The sequence below is a fragment of the Halobacillus mangrovi genome, from assembly GCF_002097535.1.
GTDB classification, from domain to species: domain Bacteria; phylum Bacillota; class Bacilli; order Bacillales; family Halobacillaceae; genus Halobacillus; species Halobacillus mangrovi_A.
In genome coordinates, this window is sequence record NZ_CP020772.1 from 1,998,510 (window position 1) to 2,017,540 (window position 19,031).

18 protein-coding genes are annotated in these 19,031 nt (G+C 39.8%); 14 read left to right on the forward strand and 4 right to left on the reverse strand.

All coding sequences use genetic code 11. From position 1 onward, the window contains the following. From nusB to HM131_RS09785, 13 genes are all read left to right on the forward strand, one after another. Positions 1 to 378: a transcription antitermination factor NusB gene (nusB, locus tag HM131_RS09725; protein ID WP_085029571.1), complete on the forward strand. Its 378-nt coding sequence runs from the start codon at positions 1 to 3 to the stop codon at positions 376 to 378. A 23-nt stretch (positions 379 to 401) separates the two neighbouring features. Next, positions 402 to 1,256: a bifunctional methylenetetrahydrofolate dehydrogenase/methenyltetrahydrofolate cyclohydrolase FolD gene (gene folD / locus HM131_RS09730; RefSeq protein ID WP_085029572.1), complete on the forward strand. Its 855-nt coding sequence runs from the start codon at positions 402 to 404 to the stop codon at positions 1,254 to 1,256. Positions 1,257 to 1,268: 12 nt separating this feature from the next. Further along, on the forward strand, positions 1,269 to 2,624 hold the full coding sequence (gene xseA / locus HM131_RS09735) for an exodeoxyribonuclease VII large subunit (protein WP_085029573.1): 1,356 nt from the start codon (positions 1,269 to 1,271) through the stop codon (positions 2,622 to 2,624). After that, positions 2,611 to 2,850 (forward strand): exodeoxyribonuclease VII small subunit, encoded by a 240-nt coding sequence (locus HM131_RS09740; RefSeq protein WP_085029574.1) that lies wholly within the window; start codon positions 2,611 to 2,613, stop codon positions 2,848 to 2,850. The genes xseA and HM131_RS09740 overlap by 14 nt, the downstream gene beginning before the upstream one ends. Next, a complete protein-coding gene (locus tag HM131_RS09745) occupies positions 2,847 to 3,725 on the forward strand; it encodes a polyprenyl synthetase family protein (protein ID WP_232324909.1) in 879 nt (292 codons plus the stop codon). Before HM131_RS09740 ends, HM131_RS09745 begins: the two co-directional genes overlap by 4 nt. Before the next feature lie 709 nt (positions 3,726 to 4,434). After that, positions 4,435 to 5,034, forward strand: coding sequence for a hypothetical protein (locus HM131_RS09750; RefSeq protein WP_085029575.1), 600 nt, complete (start codon positions 4,435 to 4,437; stop codon positions 5,032 to 5,034). A gap of 18 nt (positions 5,035 to 5,052) precedes the next feature. Continuing rightward, on the forward strand, positions 5,053 to 6,942 hold the full coding sequence (gene dxs / locus HM131_RS09755; protein WP_085029576.1) for a 1-deoxy-D-xylulose-5-phosphate synthase: 1,890 nt from the start codon (positions 5,053 to 5,055) through the stop codon (positions 6,940 to 6,942). Positions 6,943 to 6,948: 6 nt separating this feature from the next. Continuing rightward, entirely contained in the window at positions 6,949 to 7,767 is an 819-nt protein-coding gene (locus tag HM131_RS09760; RefSeq protein WP_085029577.1) for a TlyA family RNA methyltransferase, read from the forward strand. Between the two features lie 198 nt (positions 7,768 to 7,965). Next, the gene (ahrC, locus tag HM131_RS09765; protein WP_085029578.1) at positions 7,966 to 8,415 is read left to right on the forward strand and encodes a transcriptional regulator AhrC/ArgR; all 450 of its coding nucleotides are present in this window, start codon (positions 7,966 to 7,968) and stop codon (positions 8,413 to 8,415) included. 23 nt (positions 8,416 to 8,438) lie between these two features. After that, on the forward strand, positions 8,439 to 10,169 hold the full coding sequence (gene recN / locus HM131_RS09770; protein ID WP_085029579.1) for a DNA repair protein RecN: 1,731 nt from the start codon (positions 8,439 to 8,441) through the stop codon (positions 10,167 to 10,169). A gap of 224 nt (positions 10,170 to 10,393) precedes the next feature. After that, on the forward strand, positions 10,394 to 11,632 hold the full coding sequence (gene spoIVB / locus HM131_RS09775; RefSeq protein ID WP_085029580.1) for a SpoIVB peptidase: 1,239 nt from the start codon (positions 10,394 to 10,396) through the stop codon (positions 11,630 to 11,632). A gap of 214 nt (positions 11,633 to 11,846) precedes the next feature. Then, positions 11,847 to 12,626 carry a sporulation transcription factor Spo0A gene (gene spo0A / locus HM131_RS09780; protein WP_085029581.1) on the forward strand — a complete coding sequence of 260 codons (780 nt, stop codon included), beginning with the start codon at positions 11,847 to 11,849 and terminating at the stop codon, positions 12,624 to 12,626. A gap of 125 nt (positions 12,627 to 12,751) precedes the next feature. After that, a complete protein-coding gene (locus HM131_RS09785) occupies positions 12,752 to 14,116 on the forward strand; it encodes a hypothetical protein (RefSeq protein ID WP_085029582.1) in 1,365 nt (454 codons plus the stop codon). 5 nt (positions 14,117 to 14,121) lie between these two features. On the opposite strand, the gene HM131_RS09790 is transcribed toward HM131_RS09785, so the two are convergent. Then, on the reverse strand, positions 14,122 to 14,388 hold the full coding sequence (locus HM131_RS09790; protein ID WP_085029583.1) for a hypothetical protein: 267 nt from the start codon (positions 14,386 to 14,388) through the stop codon (positions 14,122 to 14,124). Positions 14,389 to 14,581: 193 nt separating this feature from the next. On the opposite strand from HM131_RS09790, the gene HM131_RS09795 reads away from it, so the two are divergent. Next, positions 14,582 to 15,970 carry an aspartate kinase gene (locus tag HM131_RS09795; protein WP_085029584.1) on the forward strand — a complete coding sequence of 463 codons (1,389 nt, stop codon included), beginning with the start codon at positions 14,582 to 14,584 and terminating at the stop codon, positions 15,968 to 15,970. 122 nt (positions 15,971 to 16,092) lie between these two features. Here the strand turns inward: HM131_RS09795 and HM131_RS09800 are convergent, their stop codons facing one another. From HM131_RS09800 to HM131_RS09810, 3 genes are read right to left on the reverse strand one after another with little or no spacing between them, the layout of a single operon-like run. Next, on the reverse strand, positions 16,093 to 16,833 hold the full coding sequence (locus tag HM131_RS09800; protein WP_085029585.1) for a 3'-5' exonuclease: 741 nt from the start codon (positions 16,831 to 16,833) through the stop codon (positions 16,093 to 16,095). Continuing rightward, positions 16,833 to 18,740, reverse strand: coding sequence for a DUF294 nucleotidyltransferase-like domain-containing protein (locus tag HM131_RS09805; RefSeq protein WP_085029586.1), 1,908 nt, complete (start codon positions 18,738 to 18,740; stop codon positions 16,833 to 16,835). Before HM131_RS09805 ends, HM131_RS09800 begins: the two co-directional genes overlap by 1 nt. 35 nt (positions 18,741 to 18,775) lie before the next feature. Then, on the reverse strand, positions 18,776 to 19,009 hold the full coding sequence (locus tag HM131_RS09810) for a DUF2627 domain-containing protein (RefSeq protein WP_085029587.1): 234 nt from the start codon (positions 19,007 to 19,009) through the stop codon (positions 18,776 to 18,778). Between the last annotated feature and the right edge of the window lie 22 nt (positions 19,010 to 19,031).

Consider the following 19,031-nt stretch of genomic DNA (forward strand, 5'->3'; position numbering starts at 1 on the left):
ATGAAACGACGCACAGCCCGAGAAAAAGCTTTCCAAGCTCTATTTCAAATCAATAATAGCGATATTGATACGGATGAAGCTATCCAGCATGTAGTAGAAGAACCGGTCGTAGATGCTTTTCTGCATGACCTTGTCCACGGGGTAATGAATCATCGATCTGAAATTGACGATCGGATTTCGAGCAACCTTGAAAACTGGTCTTTTAACAGGCTGCCTAAGGTTGAGAAAACAGTGTTGCGTATGGCTGCTTATGAAATGAAGTATAAAGAAGATGTGCCAGCACAGGTGGCTATCAATGAAGCTGTAGAGCTTGCGAAAATCTTTGGCGAAGAAGATTCAGGTAAATTCGTCAATGGTGTCTTATCAAAAATGGTATAAAAATACAGAGGGGGAACTAGAGAATGTCAGCTGAAGTCATTTATGGGAAACAGTTAGCCGAAGAATTGCGTCAAGAGATGAAAAAGGAAGTCAGCGAGCTGCACAAGCATAACATTCATCCGAAGTTGGTTGTCGTAATTATTGGACAAGACCCTGCATCTATGTCCTATGTTAAGGGAAAGCAGCGAGCTTCTGAGAAGATAGGATTAGATTCTGAATTAATGGAGCTTCCAGAATCAACTTCAGAAAAAGAACTTCTGGACTTAATTGATCAACTCAATCAGGATCAGACTGTTCATGGTATTCTCGTCCAATTGCCATTGCCGAATCATATTGAAGATCAAAAAGTGATCGAAGCGATTAACCCTGAAAAAGATGTGGACGGGTTTCACCCAATTAATGTCGGGCGTTTGCTGACTGGACAAGAAACGTTTTATCCTTGTACACCTTACGGAATCATGGTGATGCTGAAGCGCGCGAATATCACTATTGAAGGAAAGCATGTCGTCATAATCGGGCGGAGTAATCTAGTTGGTAAGCCTGTAGGACAACTTTTGCTAAATGAAAATGCAACAGTTACTCACTGTCACTCCAGAACGAAAAATCTTCGTGACCATACTAAACAAGCAGATATCTTAATTGTAGCGGCAGGTAAGGCTGGTTTGATTTCAGGTGATGATATTGAAGAAGGTACAATCGTTATTGATGTGGGTGTCAACCGTGTGGATGGAAAATTAACTGGAGACGTAGACTTTGAATCTGCAAGCGAAAAAGCTTCCCATATTACACCTGTACCAAAGGGAGTAGGTCCGATGACGATTACAATGCTTCTTCATAACACGATAAAAGCAGCGAAAAGGATCCACAATCATCAATAAGGGGATTTTTGTGTGAACGATCAATATCTTACGGTTACAGCGTTAACTAAATATATAAAACGTAAACTCTCGAGCGATCAACATTTAAAAAATGTTTGGCTGAGAGGGGAAATCTCTAATTTCAAACATCATAGCCGCGGGCACATGTATTTGTCTTTAAAGGATGAGCAAGCACGCATTCAAGCCGTGATGTTTGCAGGGAATAATCGAAACCTCAAATTCACTCCTGAAAATGGCATGAACGTCTTAGTCAGAGGAGAGATCAACGTTTATGAACCAATGGGGCAGTATCAACTGTATATCCAAGATATGCAGCCTGACGGAATAGGAGCCCTTTACCTTGCTTTTGAGCAGCTGAAGGAGAAGCTTGGCAAAGAAGGACTATTCTCTGTGGAGCGAAAAAAAGCAATTCCTACATACCCTAATCATATTGCAGTGATCACCTCACCGACAGGAGCGGCAGTCCGAGATGTATTAACGACGATCAAAAGGAGATACCCGATTGTTCCTGTGTCAATTCTTCCAGTTTTAGTTCAAGGAGACAGGGCACCATTTTCGATTGTTAGAGCCATTGAATATGCGAATGAAAAGTTAGATGCAGATGTGTTAATCGTCGGCAGGGGTGGAGGTTCAATCGAAGACTTATGGGCGTTCAACGAGGAAGTTGTGGCCAGAGCGATTGCCAATTCAAGAATCCCTGTCATCTCCGCTGTGGGGCACGAAACGGACACGACAATCAGTGATTTTGTTGCGGATATAAGGGCTGCAACTCCAACCGGCGCTGCGGAACTTGCTGTACCTTCAATCATTGAGCTCCAGGAACAAATTCAGTCGTTAAAGCATAGGATTAGGCGGGCGATGGAAACAAAACAAACAAGTGAAAGACAAAGACTGTTTCGCCTTGAGAAATCTTATGCCTTCAAATACCCCGAACAATTGATGAAACAAAAAGAACAGGATCTGGATCGCCTTCTTGAAAGACTCTCTAAGCAAATGGTCATCCATCACGAACAAAGAAGAGAAAAAGTGTCTAATTTACAAAACCGTTTATTCGTTCAAGGACCAGGAGCTCAAATCAAAGAAGGACGTCATCGCCTGCAAAGCAATACTAAACAGCTTCACGCAAGATTTGAAGATGTTAGAAATGCTAAACGAGACCAATTCAGAGTGAACTTGGAAAAGTTATCTTTACTGAATCCTTTAGAGATCATGAAGCGGGGGTACGCCATCCCCTTCTCTGAAAAGGGAGAAGTTATAAAAAAAGTGAGTCAGGTCAAGAAAGGCAGTAACCTTTCTTTGAAGATGCATGGTGGCTCAGTAGACTGTAATGTGTTGGATGTAGAGGAGGATAAACATGACAGAGAGTAAGGAAGAATTAAGCTTTGAACAAGCTATGGATCAACTGGAAGACCTTGTCGAAAAGCTTGAGACGGGTGAGGTTCCACTCGAAAAAGCAATTCAATATTATCAGGAAGGCATGAAGCTTTCTAAAGTCTGCAATGAAAAACTTGGGAACGTTGAAAAACAGATGCAGCAAATTATGAATGAGCATGGAGAATTCGAACCGTTTTCCATTCAGGAGGAAGACTCGTGAGCTTGACTGAATACTTGGCCGAGAAACGTGAGCTTATAAATGAACAATTAAAGCTCTATGTCAGGGATTATACGACACCTGGAAGGCTTCAAGATGCCATGCTGTACTCTATCGATGCAGGAGGGAAGCGGCTTAGACCAATCTTGCTATTGGCAACTGCTAAAGCATTTGGAGCTGCAGAAGAAAAAGCAGTCGCCGTAGCTTGCAGTCTTGAAATGATTCACACCTATTCCCTTATCCATGATGATCTTCCAGCTATGGATGATGACGATGTCAGACGTGGGTTGCCTACCAATCATCGTCGATTTGATGAAGCAACGGCCATTTTGGCAGGTGATGCTCTTCTGACCTTAAGTTCACAAATTATCGTAGAAGATGTACACCTGACAGATAAGGAAAAAGTATATCTTGTTCGCGAACTTTCTAAAGCAAGTGGTCCAAAGGGTATGGTTGAAGGGCAAATGATGGACATGCTCAGTGAAGATAAACAGATTTCTATAACAGAACTTGAACATATTCATAAGAATAAAACTGGGCAATTGCTTAGGTTTTCCATCATTGCCGGGGCCTTCCTTGGCAATGCCAGTGAAACCAGCTTAGTTGAAATGAAAAAAATGGGGAATGCGCTCGGCCTAATTTTTCAGATTCAAGATGATATTTTAGATGTGACAGGTGATGCGGAGGTTATGGGCAAACCTATTGGAAGTGATGAAGGAAACAATAAAAGTACTTACCCTAGTTTATTGGGGCTTGAAGGCGCTAAATCACAAAAAGAACAATATTTGATGACCGCGCAGGAGGCATTGGCCAATGCTGGTGTTGACCAGACAGTATTATCAGAGCTTATTGACTATTTAAGCAGCCGTGATCATTGATCTAATGGTTTTAGATTGAGTGCTTAAAGGGAATATGATATATTAAGATTAGAAAAGGAATGGTGCAGTATCCTAGTCGGCCCTCCGTTCCTGAAGGCGGGCCTAAAAATCCGCCAAAGGGCACATCGATGAAGTTCCTTGTGTTGGCTTGAGGCGCCCAGCCTTGGGTCGATGCTGGGAGTTAAGGTCGCAGGGCGATCCACAAAGGCATGTGGGCGTTGACCCTGCTTCCGCGGAGGCCCATCACTGTAAGAATGTCTGAGCCAGATGTTCTTATGGAATGGGGTATGAACCTGCAGCATATGGAGTAACATCTATATGCGCAGCGTAGCCTGCCTTGAGTGGTTTTGAGGGGATTACAGTCATGTGAGCATCAACCAACTTCAGATGGCCACTGAAGCGTAGATGTGTTAACTGTATGAAATCATAACTGCAAAAGAGGCTAAGGAACGGCTAAAGGCTGTCGGGGAAATCCCCTAGGCTGTTCACATTCAGGACATGATTCAGGAATTATAGTGCGGACTAAGTGGCAATCTAGTCCAGCTTTCGGAAACGGAGCTGAGTCGAACTTAAAGGGGAACCGCCAGAGTGGTGACACTCGGTGCTCGATTGGGAAAACCTACTAGACCTAAGCCGCAATTTTTACCTGTCTCGTGACCATTCCTTTCGCTACATAAGATTCAAATTATGGTTAATATTGAGGTTGAGAATGGACAATAAATTTAAAAAATCCTTAAAATTCAGTTTAAGTATTGCCGTTATCACATTTGTGTTAGCGGCTATTTTTTCAGTTATATCGTCTTCAGTTCTGAGCGGAGTCATCTGGATAATCGGCTTAGTTATTGTTTTCATTATCGTGTTCATCGGTGTTATCTTTGATATGTTAGGGATTGCCGCAACAGCTGCAGAAGAAACTCCCTTCCACGCTATGGCCTCAGAGAAAGTTGCTGGAGCGAAAGAAGCGATTGTAATCGTAAGAAATGCAGACAGATTCGCTAGTTTCTGCAACGATGTAATAGGGGATATATCAGGTATAGTTAGTGGTACGGCATCCGCTGTAGTTGTCATTCAGCTTGCTAACACCTTTGGATACTCCGAAGGATCTACAGTGCAAATAACTATTTCTGTCGCACTAACAAGTGTGGTAGCAGCTTTAACCGTCGGGGGAAAGGCTCTAGGAAAATTCTTTGCCATCCACTCTTCAACAAAGATCATCTTTTTTGCTGCTCGAGTGATTGGATGGTTAGAAAAAAAGCTGAAGGTTAGACTGTTATCAAATGCGACAGCTTCCACTAAAAAAACAAGATAAATACAAGGGGGTCCTTTAATGGATCTGTGCAAAATTAATGACCCTTCAATTTTGAAGGATATGAATAAAAACCAGTTGGAAGAAATGGCTGAAGACGTTCGCCAATTCTTAATAGAAAATTTATCTGTAACAGGAGGGCATTTAGGTGCGAATTTAGGGGTTGTAGAACTGACCCTTGCTTTGCATAAAGTTTATAAGAGTCCTACTGATCGTTTTTTATGGGACGTAGGGCATCAATCCTACATTCATAAGATCCTAACGGGAAGAGGCGGTCAATTCGAAACTCTCCGCCAATATAAAGGATTGTGCGGTTTCCCGAAACGTAATGAAAGTGAACATGATATTTGGGAAACGGGACACAGTTCAACATCATTATCTGCAGCAATGGGAATGGCAATCGCACGTGATTTGAAAAATGAAAAACACTCTATTTTACCTATTATCGGTGATGGGGCGTTGACAGGCGGGATGGCTTTAGAGGCTCTGAATCATATTGGACACGAGAAAAAGAATGTAACCGTTATCCTCAACGACAATGAAATGTCGATTGCCAAAAACGTAGGTGCGCTTCATGGTGCTTTAGGACGTATGAGAAGCGCAGGAAAGTACAACCGTGCAAAAGACGATTTAGAATGGCTTCTTAAGAAGATTCCAGCCGTTGGAGGAAAGATTGCGCAAGCAGCTGAACGGTTGAAAGATAGTATGAAATACTTTGTTGTGCCAGGCATGTTTTTTGAAGAACTGGGCTTCACCTATTATGGTCCTGTTGACGGTCATGATTTTGACGATCTTTTAGAAAATTTAAACTACGCTAAAAAGACAAATGGACCTGTGATCGTCCATGTGATGACACAAAAAGGAAAAGGGTACCACCCTGCTGAGACAGATGTGAAAGACAAGTGGCATGGTGTAGGACCATATAAAATCGAATCAGGAGAAAAGATTAAACCTGCAGATGCTCCACCGGCATGGAGTTCTGTTATCAGCGAAGCTTTGCGGGTTGAAGCTCGTAAGGACAAGCGGATCGTAGCTGTGACTCCAGCCATGATCCTCGGGTCAAAACTTGATAAGTTCGGCGAGGAGTTTCCTGACCGTTTGTATGACGTAGGAATAGCAGAGCAACATGCTACTACCCTATCCGCCGGACTGGCCACTCAGGGTATGAAACCATTCCTGGCTATCTATTCAACGTTCCTGCAGCGGGGATATGATCAGGTCATCCATGATGTAGCAAGGCAGAACTTAAATGTCATCTTCGGGATAGACCGATCTGGACTCGTAGGAGCAGATGGAGAAACCCACCAAGGAGTCTTTGACGTGGCTTTCCTTCGCTCAGTTCCTAATATGATCATTAGTATGCCAAAAGACGAAAATGAAGCTCAACACCTTGTACACACAGCTGTTAAGTATGATGATGGACCATTTGCTATTCGATATCCTCGAGGAAACGCAAAGGGCGTGAACACAGATAAAGAACTGCAAACGATTCCTATAGGAAGCTGGGAAGTATTGAAGGAAGGTAAAGATGCTGCCATCCTCACGTTTGGTACAACTATCGATATGGCTTTAGAAGCAGCTAAACACTTAGAAGAAGATGGTTTATCGATCAGAGTCATCAACGCTCGCTTTATCAAACCTCTTGATGATGCCATGCTCCATGATCTTCTGAAAGAAGAGATCCCAGTGGTAACCATTGAGGAAGCTGTACTTAAGGGAGGTTTTGGATCGAGTGTTCTCGAATTTGCGGAAGAGAATGGCTACACGCCTTGGATAAAGCGAATGGGAGTGCCAGATCGATTTATCGAACACGGAAACGTCAAAAATTTGTGGGAAGAAATCGGATTGACAACAGAGAATATTAATAAAAATTTAAAAGAAATGATTCCAACAAAAAAACAAAGGGCTTAAATATATATGGGTAGAAAAGTACGATTAGATGTTTTATTAGTGGAAAAAGGGTATATAGAAACTCGTGAAAAAGCAAAGAGAACGATTATGGCTGGTCTAGTTTTTTCTGAACAAGTGCGGTTGGATAAGCCTGGACAAAAAATTGATGAAGATGCCCCGATCACAGTAAAAGGGAAAGCCATTCCCTATGTGAGCCGGGGAGGACTAAAACTGGAAAAAGCATTAAAAGAGTTCGATATTGATTTGCGTGATAAAATTATGATCGATATCGGGTCCTCCACTGGGGGATTTACAGATTGCGGTCTCCAGAATGGTGTGAAAATGAGCTACGCCATTGACGTGGGCTATAATCAGCTTGATTGGACACTTCGAAACCACCCTCAGGTTGTAGTAATGGAAAGGACTAATTTCCGTTATGTCACAAAAGAGGATTTAAAGGAAGGTACACCAGAGTTTGCGTCGATTGATGTTTCATTCATTTCGTTAAAAATTATCCTTCCTGTGCTTGCGAAACTTCTGGCCGAGAAGGGTGAGGTCGTTGCCTTGATTAAGCCTCAATTTGAAGCGGGAAGAGAGCAAGTTGGAAAAAAAGGAATTGTAAAGGATCCTAAAATTCATACTCAGGTTATTAGAAATATTCTTGATTTCGCCGTAGAGCACAACTATTCGGTAGCTGGCTTGACTTATTCCCCGATTACCGGAGGAGATGGTAATATCGAGTTTCTCGTACACTTAAGATTAGAAAGTGAAAATGAAGGGGAAAATCTAACGGATGTCGAAATAAGGAATGTCATTGAACGAGCGCATACTAACCATAGCAGATAGTCTTTATAAAATGGCTCTATTAAGTGCAACGTGAAATTATTTGAATACTTTGTGGTTTTCAAACTTTAAAGGGGCTGTATAAAGCCCTTTTTTATCGTCTTTGTGACTTTACCTAAATATTCAAAGAAAATAATCATCTCTAAAATGGCTTTCAAGTATGCTTTTCTTAGGCTTCAAGTTTTGAAACGGAGGATTTACATGAATAAAGGTCAACGACATATCAAGATCAGAGAATTGATAACTAATGATGATATTGAAACGCAAGATGAGTTAGTCGATCGGTTAAAAGGGATGGGGTACAATGTGACTCAAGCGACCGTTTCCAGAGACATTAAAGAGCTTCATCTTGTGAAGGTTCCAATGATGGACGGAAGATACAAATATAGTTTACCTGCGGACCAGCGCTTCAATCCTTTTGAAAAACTAAAGAGATTAATGATGGACGCTTTTGTGAGCATTGATCGCGCAGGTCATTTTATCATTTTAAAAACGCTCCCAGGTAATGCAAATGCCGTAGGAGCCCTAATTGATAACCTGGACTGGGAAGAAATCATGGGAACGATATGCGGGGATGACACCTGTTTAATTATTTGCAGGAGTGAAGAGCAGACGGAAACGATAAGTGACCAATTGCTAAATATGCTATAACAGAGGTGAGAGGTGGATCGTTCATGTTAACTGAATTATCTATACGCGACTTTGCTATTATTGATGAGATATCCATCAATTTTAAAGAAGGATTAACTGTCCTAACCGGGGAAACAGGGGCAGGTAAATCAATTATTATTGATGCTATTCAACTTTTGTCAGGCGGACGAGGTTCAGTGGAATATGTGCGCCATGGGATGAAAAAAGCTGAAATTGAAGGGTTGTTCACTGTTGATTCAGATCACCCGGTCCACCAGAAAGGAAGTCAGTTTGGTGTCGACATAAATGATGACGGAATGGTTGTTCTCCATCGGACCATTACCCATCAAGGTAAAAGCATCTGTCGTGTAAACGGAAAGTTAGTTACTTTAGGCATACTTAAAGAGTTTGGACAGACTCTTATTGATATCCATAGTCAACATGAAACTCAGTCTCTTATGGACCCGGATAGACACATAGAGCTCTTAGATCTTTTTGCTTCCTCTGAGCTGGATACTTCTATGAAGGAATATCAATCGGTTTTTGAAAACTATCGGTCTTTACTAAAGCGTTATAAAGAACTGAGTGAAAATGAGCAAGAAATGGCTCAACGATTAGATTTATTGGAGTTTCAGCTTCGTGAATTGCAGTCTGCTGAACTTGAGCCTAAAGAGGATGAAGAATTAACTGAGGAAAGAAATAAGTTAATGAATTACGAGAAAATTTATCAAGGTATCCACGATGCTTACAACTCCTTGTATGGTGAACAGAAAGGGCTGGACTGGTTAAGTCATGCCATGACCTCTGTTGAGAGTATTGCTGATTATGATGATAGGCTTTCTAAAATGTCTGAAGAACTGTCTAATTCTTATTACGTGATCGAAGAAATGACTTTCCAGCTTAGCAGTCAAATGGCAGAACTTGAATTTGATCCTGAGCGGTTGAACCAAATTGAATCCCGGCTCAATGAGTTGAACCGTTTAATGAAAAAATATGGAGCATCTGTAGAGGAAATGCTTGAATATTCTTCTCGTATTGAAGAAGAGATTGATGAGATTCGAAATAAAGACTCCCATTTGAGTAAAATGGAAAAACAAATAAACGAATTGGGCCAAGATGCTGTGTTAGAAGCTAAAAATATTCATGATATTCGTTCAAAAGCTTCCGATACGCTTTCAGAATACATTCATGAAGAACTGAAGGGTCTTTATTTGGAAAAAGCTTCTTTTGCGGTGGACATCCAACTTAAAGAGGGACGCTCAAACTCACCTGAATTTGATGGAATTCCTGTACACCTTCAATTCAATGGGTTTGACATCGTTAAATTTCTCATAACTACCAACCCTGGTGAGCCTTTAAAAGAAATACATAAAATAGCTTCTGGCGGTGAAATGTCTCGTATAATGCTTGCACTTAAAACGATATTCAGCAGACATCAAGGAGTAACCAGTGTCATATTTGACGAAGTCGATACTGGTGTGAGCGGGCGAGTCGCTCAAGCGATTGCTGAAAAAATCCATGGGATATCCATTGGTTCCCAAGTGCTATGTATTTCTCATCTTCCTCAAGTTGCCGCTATGGCTGATACGCATCTTCGAATTGAAAAACGTGTCGATAATGACAGAACTTTCACCGGTGTTACCGAACTTAAATATGAAGAAAAAGCTGATGAGTTGTCGCGGATGATGACAGGCGCAGAATTAACCGAAACAACTCTTGAACATGCACGAGAGCTTTTAAAACTTGCTGAAAAGCATAAGCAGCATCAAATATAGAGAATAGCAAATGATAAACGTACAGAATTTATTCTGTACGTTTTTTGTAGGTGGGCAATTATAGGGTCTTCGCTATTCATAAAAATATACATTGGTGAATGTTTCTTTCCGAGGGAATCGGTACTATAATTACTGTGATTATGCTCGTTTAAAATATCACTTCGAAGACCACATTATAAGTAAGCCATTGAGTTGGTACTGGAGTGATAAGGAGTGTTGAACCCTTGAATCAAAAGACAAAGATAAGATATATATGTGGTTCTGTTCTCCTGCTGTTGATGCTTAGTTTACCTTTATTAAGTCCCATCCAAAATTACTTGTCCATTCCTACGGAAGTAAAAGTTAATGCTTCAGAAGATGCTGCAACGGTCTTCAAAAATTCGAACGAAGCCTGGACTGCTTTTTCTTCCTCAAATGACAACCAGATTTTTTATGAATTTGCAGGTGTTCCATTAAAGAAAACCGATCTTCAGACCATGAAGGATATTCGTCTGATTCCCGGAGGTCAATCGGTTGGTGTAGAACTCCATACTAAAGGAGTTTTAGTCGTAGGACATCACCTAGTCAAAGGAAACGGAGAAAGGAAATCTTCACCTGGTGAAGAGGCAAATGTACAAGTTGGGGACATTCTGCTAAAAGGAAATGACCAAGAACTCAATAGTATGGAGGATTTATCCTCCCTGGTCAAAAAATCAGGCGAAGATGGAAAAGCCATAAAGCTAACCATTAAAAGAGGAAAAGAAATAATTACGACTTCATTGACACCATCTTATAACAATGAAGAGAAGGAATATCAAGTGGGTTTGTATATCCGTGATTCTGCTGCAGGAATAGGAACAATGACCTTTTATCATCCTGATAGTAAAAAATATGGAGCGCTAGGTCATGTTATATCTGATATGGATACGAAAAAACCTATCGAGATACACGAAGGAACCATTGTTAAATCCCACGTCACTTCTATTGAAAAAGGCAGTCAAGGGATACCTGGAGAGAAAAAAGCCAGGTTCTCATTAAAGGATGACCGATTAGGAACGATAACTAAAAATACACCGTTTGGTATCTTCGGTAAACTGGATGGTGAAATGAGCAACACTGCCTATCCACAAGGACTTCCAATTGGATTTTCAAATCAGGTGGAAGAAGGCCCTGCTGAAATTTTAACTGTATTGGACGGAGATAAGATGCAATCGTTCGATGTAGAAATTGTCAGCAACATGCCGAAGAAAAGTCCCGTAACCAAAGGTATGATCGTTAAAATAACCGATCCTGATCTATTGGATAAAACGGGAGGAATTGTTCAAGGAATGAGCGGTAGTCCCATTATACAAAATGGAAAAATAATTGGTGCAGTCACTCACGTATTTGTCAATGATCCAACTAGCGGATATGGCGTACACATTGAGTGGATGCTACAAGAAGCCGGTATAGAATTATATGAAGAACAACAAAAAGCAGGTTAAAAAGAGCTCTTAATGAGCTCTTTTTTTATTCGACTTTATTCGACAACAAACCATTAAATTATGTCGAAAAACTACGTTTATTAAAGTATTTTTAAGCATTTTGAAGATATTCTCAATTTTTATATTTTTTTTGTTATAATAAAAAAGGGATATATTCCCGCATGTCGAATAGGACATAAAAGGGGAAACGAGGACCTTATAAGGAGGAAATTAAATGGAAAAGATCAAAGTTTGTTTGGCTGATGATAATCGTGAACTTGTGAAACTTCTTGAGGAATATTTCGAAGACACTAATGATATTGAAGTTGTCGGAGAATCATACAATGGGAAAGATTGCCTGTCAATGGTGGAAGAAAAGCAACCTGATGTATTGATTCTTGATATTATCATGCCTCATTTAGATGGACTGGCTGTCTTGAATAAGCTGAAAGAATTTGAAAAAGCTCCTGAAGTTATTATGTTGACTGCTTTTGGACAAGAAGAAGTAACTAAAAAGGCAGTAGAGTTAGGCGCTGCTTATTTTATGATGAAGCCATTTGATCTTGACCATCTCGGTGAACAGGTCCGCCAAATCAAACATTCTGGTGATCCGATTAATCGTGCAATTGGCAGCAGCTATAGTTCATCGAAAACTAAAAAACCGGATTTAGATACGAGCATTACTCACATTATCCATGAAGTAGGTGTTCCAGCCCATATTAAAGGCTATCAGTATCTTCGGGAAGCAATTACAATGGTTTATAACGATCTAGAATTGCTTGGATCAATTACCAAAGTCCTTTACCCTGATATAGCAACTAAGTATAATACGACCGCCTCTAGAGTTGAGCGTGCTATCCGTCATGCGATTGAAGTAGCTTGGAACCGTGGTAACATCGATGCGATTTCTTCTTTATTTGGTTACACAATTTCAAATACGAAAGCGAAGCCCACGAATAGCGAATTTATTGCCATGGTTGCCGATCGGTTACGTTTAGAGCACAAAGCTTCTTAATTGTAAGGCAGCATAGAAATTATATGTATAATATTTTCAGGCGTAGGGAAAACCTTACGTCTTTTATTTTTGGAAAAATTTGAAACGGTCCATTCTCATGTTACGATGGAAAAAGGAGGACTTCCATGGGAAAAGTTCAACTCCCCATTTTATTTGCTGCAATTATAGCCCTGATTTTCGTCTCCAATCAAATATTCCCAGTACAATCTCAGAAGCATGAAAAATCAAAGCAAATACATGGTCATAAAGAACTTCCAGAATACACAGCAGTAGACAAGAACTATGGAATGGGTAGTCTTCCTGAAAGGTATGCAGAAATTGATCAGATCATTGATGACTATAAATTACCTGCTTCAGGGGAAGTGCCAATGAACGAGGAAAATATCGGAATGGACATGTTTCATTCGGAGCACGTGAGGTATGAAAATGGCTACATATTTACCAAGCATTCAAAAAGGCTGGTAAGTAAAGGGCCAGAGGCAAGCTATAAGAAAGCTGAAGCAGGTCAGTATTTAGGCGTCATACTTGGAATGGTTACTGATTTAGATGTCGTGCAGGGCCAAGTGCCTACATCTGAGTCGATGATGGATCAATCTGAACATCTAACAACCATTCTCCAAAGGATGAAAAAATTTGCAAAGAGAGACGAATATGCAGTGATTGAAGAATGGATTGGAGAAACTATTCAATACATAGAAGAAGCGAAAAATGTAAAAGACCAAAACCCTGAACTTGCTTATAAACACTTTTTAAAAGCAATCAGAAATATAGAGAATTTTAATGCCTTATTTAAGATCAATCATCGCGAATATGTAAATAAAAACAACATTATCCAAAAACTATATGAGAGCGTCCCTGATAATTTAGCAGAATCAGCAGAATTATTATATTCTTTTGAGCTGCCTGAGAAGGGGAGGTTAGGAGGCAGATCCAAACAGGAAGCCCTAAAAGGTACAAAAAGTGATGGTGCGATTGCTTATGATAATGGGCTTGTGGTTGATGCCTTATCAAAAACAGTTCTTTATCAGTACGAGCAGCCCATACTACCCTCACATATAAAAGGAACACTTAATCTTAGTAAATTTATGACCTATGTCACGAGAAATGTGGGTGAATTTCAGACAATCAGAGGTAACCGTGTAGATGAAATAAAAGAAATTACTCCTCATGATCGTAGCTTTATGGAAGAATATGTTCAAAACTACAATTCGAGCGACAATACAGGCCGTGGATATGACTTATTGCAGCAAGAAGTTGAGAAAATTGCATCCCAATTGAATGAGATTAAACCCTATGTAAACGATTATGATAGCCTAATGCTTTGGATTCATGAAACAAAAGGTTATGTGAATAAAGCTTCAACTTACTCATTGCGAGAGTGGGAAAAAGGATATGAGGCTTATATTCAGGCCACTAAAAATATAGTTGAAATGAATGACACGATTAGAATGGTACAAGAAAGAAATAAACTGGAAGCTTTAATGAGATGAATTCCTTAAAAATCATAAATTAATTTTGCGGTTTCTTGATTATCAAACTGTCCTTGATCGATTAAATCGATAAATGGTAGTAAGCAATGATGTGTTTGTTCATCCAATAATTCTATACCCTCTCTTTTTACTACTCGAAAACAAAAAGGGAGGTCTAGGTATTGAATGATAATGTAACGGTGTCCCATATCCACAAAAGTGCAATAAATCATAAGTTCACTTTGTTCTGGATAGTATCTATAACCGCCCATTCCGTCTCGTCTGTAAATCATTATGCGTAGACCTCCTTTTCCAATATGAATTTAAAGCTGTCATCATTATACATGAATTAGTGGTAAATTTATAAAAGAATGGTTTCATTTTTCCAAATTAAACTTTTTTGACTTTTCGGTTCATTTACACGCACCATTTGTGATACAATTCTTAATTATTAATCTCTTTAGTCAATTGATGGGGTGTTTACATATGAAGGTAGTTAAATTTGGCGGCAGCTCTGTCGCAAATGCAGATCAAATCCACAAAATAACAAATATCATTGAATCTGATCCAAGCAGAAAAGTGATTGTGGTTTCAGCTCCAGGGAAGCGTTATAAAGAAGATACGAAGATAACCGATTTATTAATAAATCTTGGTGAATTAATTGAACAAAATCAATCAAGCGAAGACATATATGGGCAGATTTCTGACCGTTTTCAGTCAATGATTGCTGAATTGGGGCTTTCTGGCGATGTATGGAGCAAGATAAAAGATAAAATTGATGGTTCTATTGATTTGATAAAGCAAGGAGATAAGCAAGGTATAGATGCTTTGAAATCTTGTGGTGAAGATGGATCTGCGCTATTAGTTAGTGCCTATTTGCAACATAAAGGTACACCAGCTTCCTATGTTAATCCGAAGGAAGCAGGAATTGTTGTAAGGGACCAACCAGGTGGTGCCATTGTATTAGAAGAGAGTTTTGAAAAGCTATTCGAATTAAGAAGCCGCGAAGAAACTTTGGTCATCCCTGGCTTTTTCGGATTTACACCAGAGGGTAAGCTAGTTACTTTTTCTAGAGGTGGCTCTGACATTACGGGATCTATAGTGGCAGCAGGATTAAAGGCCGAGTTGTATGAAAACTTTACGGACGTAGATTCGGTATATTGCGTTAACCCGATGATTGTTGAAAATCCGAAGCAGCTTACTTCCCTAACTTATCGAGAAATGCGGGAACTTTCCTATGCAGGGTTTTCTGTGTTTCATGACGAAGCTTTAATCCCTGCGTTTAAAGAAAAAATTCCTGTGTGCATCAAAAATACAAATAATCCATCTGCTCCTGGGACTATGATAGTTGCTGAACTTCCGGAAAGAGAAGGGCATGTCGTAGGTATCGCAAGTGATACAGGATTTTTGAACTTATATGTAAGTAAGTATTTAATGAACAGAGAGATTGGCTTTGGGAGACGCTTGTTACAAATTCTAGAAGACGAAGGAGTGTCATTCGAACATGCTCCTTCTGGAATTGATGATATGTCAGTTGTCTTAAGAGAAAACCAACTTCCGAAAAAGAAGGAAGAAGTGGTTGTCCAACGAATTAAAGATGAGCTTAAAGTAGATATGGTTATGATTGAAAGAGAAATGGCAATGATCATGATTGTCGGAGAAGGAATGAACCAAACGGTTGGTATTGCTAGTAATGCAGCCAGGGCATTTCGAGAAGCAGGTGTGAATATAGAAATGATCAACCAGGGTTCGTCTGAAGTTTCTATGATGTTCGGTGTGAAGTCCCACAACCTATCCACAGCAGTCCAGTCATTGTATAAGACATTTTTTGAGAGTGCATCTATAACTAAAGATCCAGTCCATCGCGACTTTTGATTTGTTTCTAAGGTCTTTCGTTTAACACTAAGAAAAGTGAGGAAAAAACAAGCTTTTTTTTGCACTTGTAATGGGGTCCTTCTTTTTCGATACTTCTGTTAAAAAAAGAGCGAAGACAGCATTTACTTTCGCTGCTTCGCTCTTTTTTGTTTCTCAAGGACATGGGTCAGTTCTTCCAGAGTTGAAATTTCTTTTTCAAGTGTTATGGAAAGAAGTTCACTGAACAATTCCGCTGTCATAATGGCATCATTCAGGGCGTGGTGACGCGCCCTTTTTTCAATGCCAAAATGTTTTAATAAAGGATCGAGTTGATGTTTAACCGAGGGAAGCAGCCACTGAGCCATAAGCTGGGAATCAATCACGGGCGGATGATAAGAAGGAAGCTTCCATCTTTTTAACATCGTTTGAAGAAAACGCATATCAAATTTTGCTGGATGAGCAACTAGGACGGAACCTTCGCTAAACTCCATAAAGTTTTGGAACCCTTCTATAAAAGGGCTGGCATTTCTTAAGCGATCCCTGCTTAATCCTGTTAGTCTCAATGTTTGGTTATTGACAGGGCGAATCGGTCGTATAACCTGGTGAAAGGTTTTACGGTGACAAGCATCTAGGCCTTGAAGCCTTATAGCACCAATAGAGATGATTTCATGCCCGATCTCTGGAAGAAACCCGGTTGTTTCTAAGTCGAAGATGGTGTAATCGAGATCTCTTAGGGAGTTACTTCCAAAGTCCTTATTGAAGGTTTCTAGTTTTTCTTCGAGCTGACGGTACGTATTCCATTTTAAATATGGTTTTATTTTAAAATAATAAATGGGCTTCTCAAAGAAGATATATTTTAATATTTGTAAGTCAATTGGTAACATTAAACCACCCGATTTCGGTTGTAACTTAACTCAAGAACTTGTTGCAGGCGCTTAGCGATGATCAGAGCTTCTCTAAGTGAACGCCGTTCGTCCTTTTTCATTTGAGTAAGTTTGAGATCGTTGGACAGTGTTTCATTATCTTTCAATTGTCTCAGGTTCTCTTTTAACCTAAATAACATTAATCGATGTAAGGCTGTCTTTGCATTCTCCACATCTCTTGGGTGGAACCGTTCCTGTTCTGCAAGTGCTTCCAGCCTGTTCACAGTATTGATGTCTTCAATTCCGTATTTCATGCTGTATATTCTGATGGCATTGACAATTTGCATGATCGCTGATTTTTTTAAATTCAACGTCCTTTTTTTACCCACTCCGGAAATCCGTCCGAATGGTTGCACAGGTACTCTGAAGCGAAGCGTATCCTTCATGAGCAATTGATGGAGGTTCAATGATTTTTGAACTCTTTTTGTCACGTACTTTTTAAGGTCATAAGCAAGGGAGTAATCTCCGAAAATTGGGCGAAAGTCCATGAAAATAGTGAAATCCCTTATTTCTTCCGCATCCATTTTTTCAATCCATGAATCAACAATTCCATGCCATTCGCTTTTTTGTTTTCTCCATTTTTCTTCTTTAGCCATTATTCCGCCATTACAGTAAGGAAAGCCGCACTCATCAAGCATGCGATTTATCTTTTTGGCAAAGATTAAAAAGTACTCGTCAATACGTGTCTTGTGCTTCGAGTGACTGTAATCAGATAGGATCATACCATTGTCTTGGTCGGTGGAGAATGCCTGTTCTTTCCTTCCTTCACTGCCCATAACTAAAAAGCAATAATTGATAGGAGGTGGTCCGAAGCCTTCATCAATCATCTGATCCTCAGCAATCTGTACAATTTGTTTATGAATCCGGTCATTATAATTCGTAATTAATTCAGCAATATCATAGGCAAACATATTTTCCCTAATTAGGCTTGTGACGAATTGCTGAAAACGTTCGTTGTAGACGGGAGAAAGCTTTTTTATCTCCTCAGGATTTGTTGCATTGGAAATCCGGTAAGTCAAATCAAAGTATACGGAGTTCTTTATTGTAAAAAAGGAAGACTGCCTCAGAATACCCACAACAAACCCTTTATGGAGTACAGGAATGATCTCCGTAGGGTGATGTTTTAAGTAGCTCAGTGCATCATATATGAATTCCTGCTGGTTGATTTCATAAGCTTCTTCTCCCATGTAAGCTTTGACAGGATTTCGATGGTCATTTTCAAAGTAGGCTCTTAGAATCTCTGCATATCCAATCATTCCAAGCATCGTTTTTTGATCTTCACTCACTATTAATGCTTCGATTTTTTGCTGCTGCAGCATCCGTGCTGCTTTCTCTATTGAAGCTTCAGGGTGAATGAAGGTAGGCGGTTCCATAAAAGCATCGGCACGCTTTTTATAAAGTTCACGATCATCCTGTTCATCTGTCGTCGAGCTCTTATACTTAATTTCATCATAAAGACTTTTCATCAAGTGACTGATTCCGTCCATAACAACCTTGGAGAACTGTGTATTATTGGACATAACCTTTAAAAACGCTTCACGTTCAAAGCATAATGTTTTAACTGGTTCCAGGGCTTGCACAGAAAATCTCATCTCACCACTAGTCAGAAGTATCATGACTCCAACGAGGTCACCTGGATAATAATAACGGACGGAAAGCTGGCGTCCGTTAGAACGGTGCATGATATTATTGGCTAAGCCAGATACTAAAAAGTGAATATCGATCGTGTCATCTGACTGATCTTCATGGATAATAAACTCATTTGTACTATATTCCTTTACAACTGCTTTTCCGAACACCTCTTGAAATTCTTCTTCAGTAAGTAAATCAAAAGGGTATTGCTTTTTGAATAACTCGAACTCTGTCACAGAGCAAAACTCCTTCTTTATTTTGTTCAGATCTATTAGTTGTTTTTAAAACGTCCCTTAGTAAGGTTTCTTTTTCGATCTCTGTGTAGTATAAACCCACCAATAAAGGCTATCCCGCCAACGACAAAAATGACTCCGAGCAAGCCTTGGACAGCGATGTGCATAAAGATCGGATGAAACTCACCAAATAGTGCATCTCTTATAAGTTTAATGCCATACATGGCAATAAGTCCTGGGGTTACTAAAAGCAATAATGCAATTAAACGCATGGTTAAAAACTCCTTTTATTCA

Coding starts and splice junctions, on each gene's coding strand:
- nusB (WP_085029571.1), top strand. CDS start 1: ATGAAACGACGCACAGCCCGAGAAAAAGCTTTCCAAGCTCTATTTCAA.
- HM131_RS09740 (WP_085029574.1), top strand. CDS start 2,611: ATGACAGAGAGTAAGGAAGAATTAAGCTTTGAACAAGCTATGGATCAA.
- HM131_RS09785 (WP_085029582.1), top strand. CDS start 12,752: ATGGGAAAAGTTCAACTCCCCATTTTATTTGCTGCAATTATAGCCCTG.
- HM131_RS09790 (WP_085029583.1), bottom strand. CDS start 14,388: ATGATTTACAGACGAGACGGAATGGGCGGTTATAGATACTATCCAGAA.
- folD (WP_085029572.1), top strand. CDS start 402: ATGTCAGCTGAAGTCATTTATGGGAAACAGTTAGCCGAAGAATTGCGT.
- ahrC (WP_085029578.1), top strand. CDS start 7,966: ATGAATAAAGGTCAACGACATATCAAGATCAGAGAATTGATAACTAAT.
- HM131_RS09800 (WP_085029585.1), bottom strand. CDS start 16,833: ATGTTACCAATTGACTTACAAATATTAAAATATATCTTCTTTGAGAAG.
- dxs (WP_085029576.1), top strand. CDS start 5,053: ATGGATCTGTGCAAAATTAATGACCCTTCAATTTTGAAGGATATGAAT.
- HM131_RS09795 (WP_085029584.1), top strand. CDS start 14,582: ATGAAGGTAGTTAAATTTGGCGGCAGCTCTGTCGCAAATGCAGATCAA.
- HM131_RS09750 (WP_085029575.1), top strand. CDS start 4,435: ATGGACAATAAATTTAAAAAATCCTTAAAATTCAGTTTAAGTATTGCC.
- recN (WP_085029579.1), top strand. CDS start 8,439: ATGTTAACTGAATTATCTATACGCGACTTTGCTATTATTGATGAGATA.
- HM131_RS09760 (WP_085029577.1), top strand. CDS start 6,949: ATGGGTAGAAAAGTACGATTAGATGTTTTATTAGTGGAAAAAGGGTAT.
- HM131_RS09810 (WP_085029587.1), bottom strand. CDS start 19,009: ATGCGTTTAATTGCATTATTGCTTTTAGTAACCCCAGGACTTATTGCC.
- spo0A (WP_085029581.1), top strand. CDS start 11,847: ATGGAAAAGATCAAAGTTTGTTTGGCTGATGATAATCGTGAACTTGTG.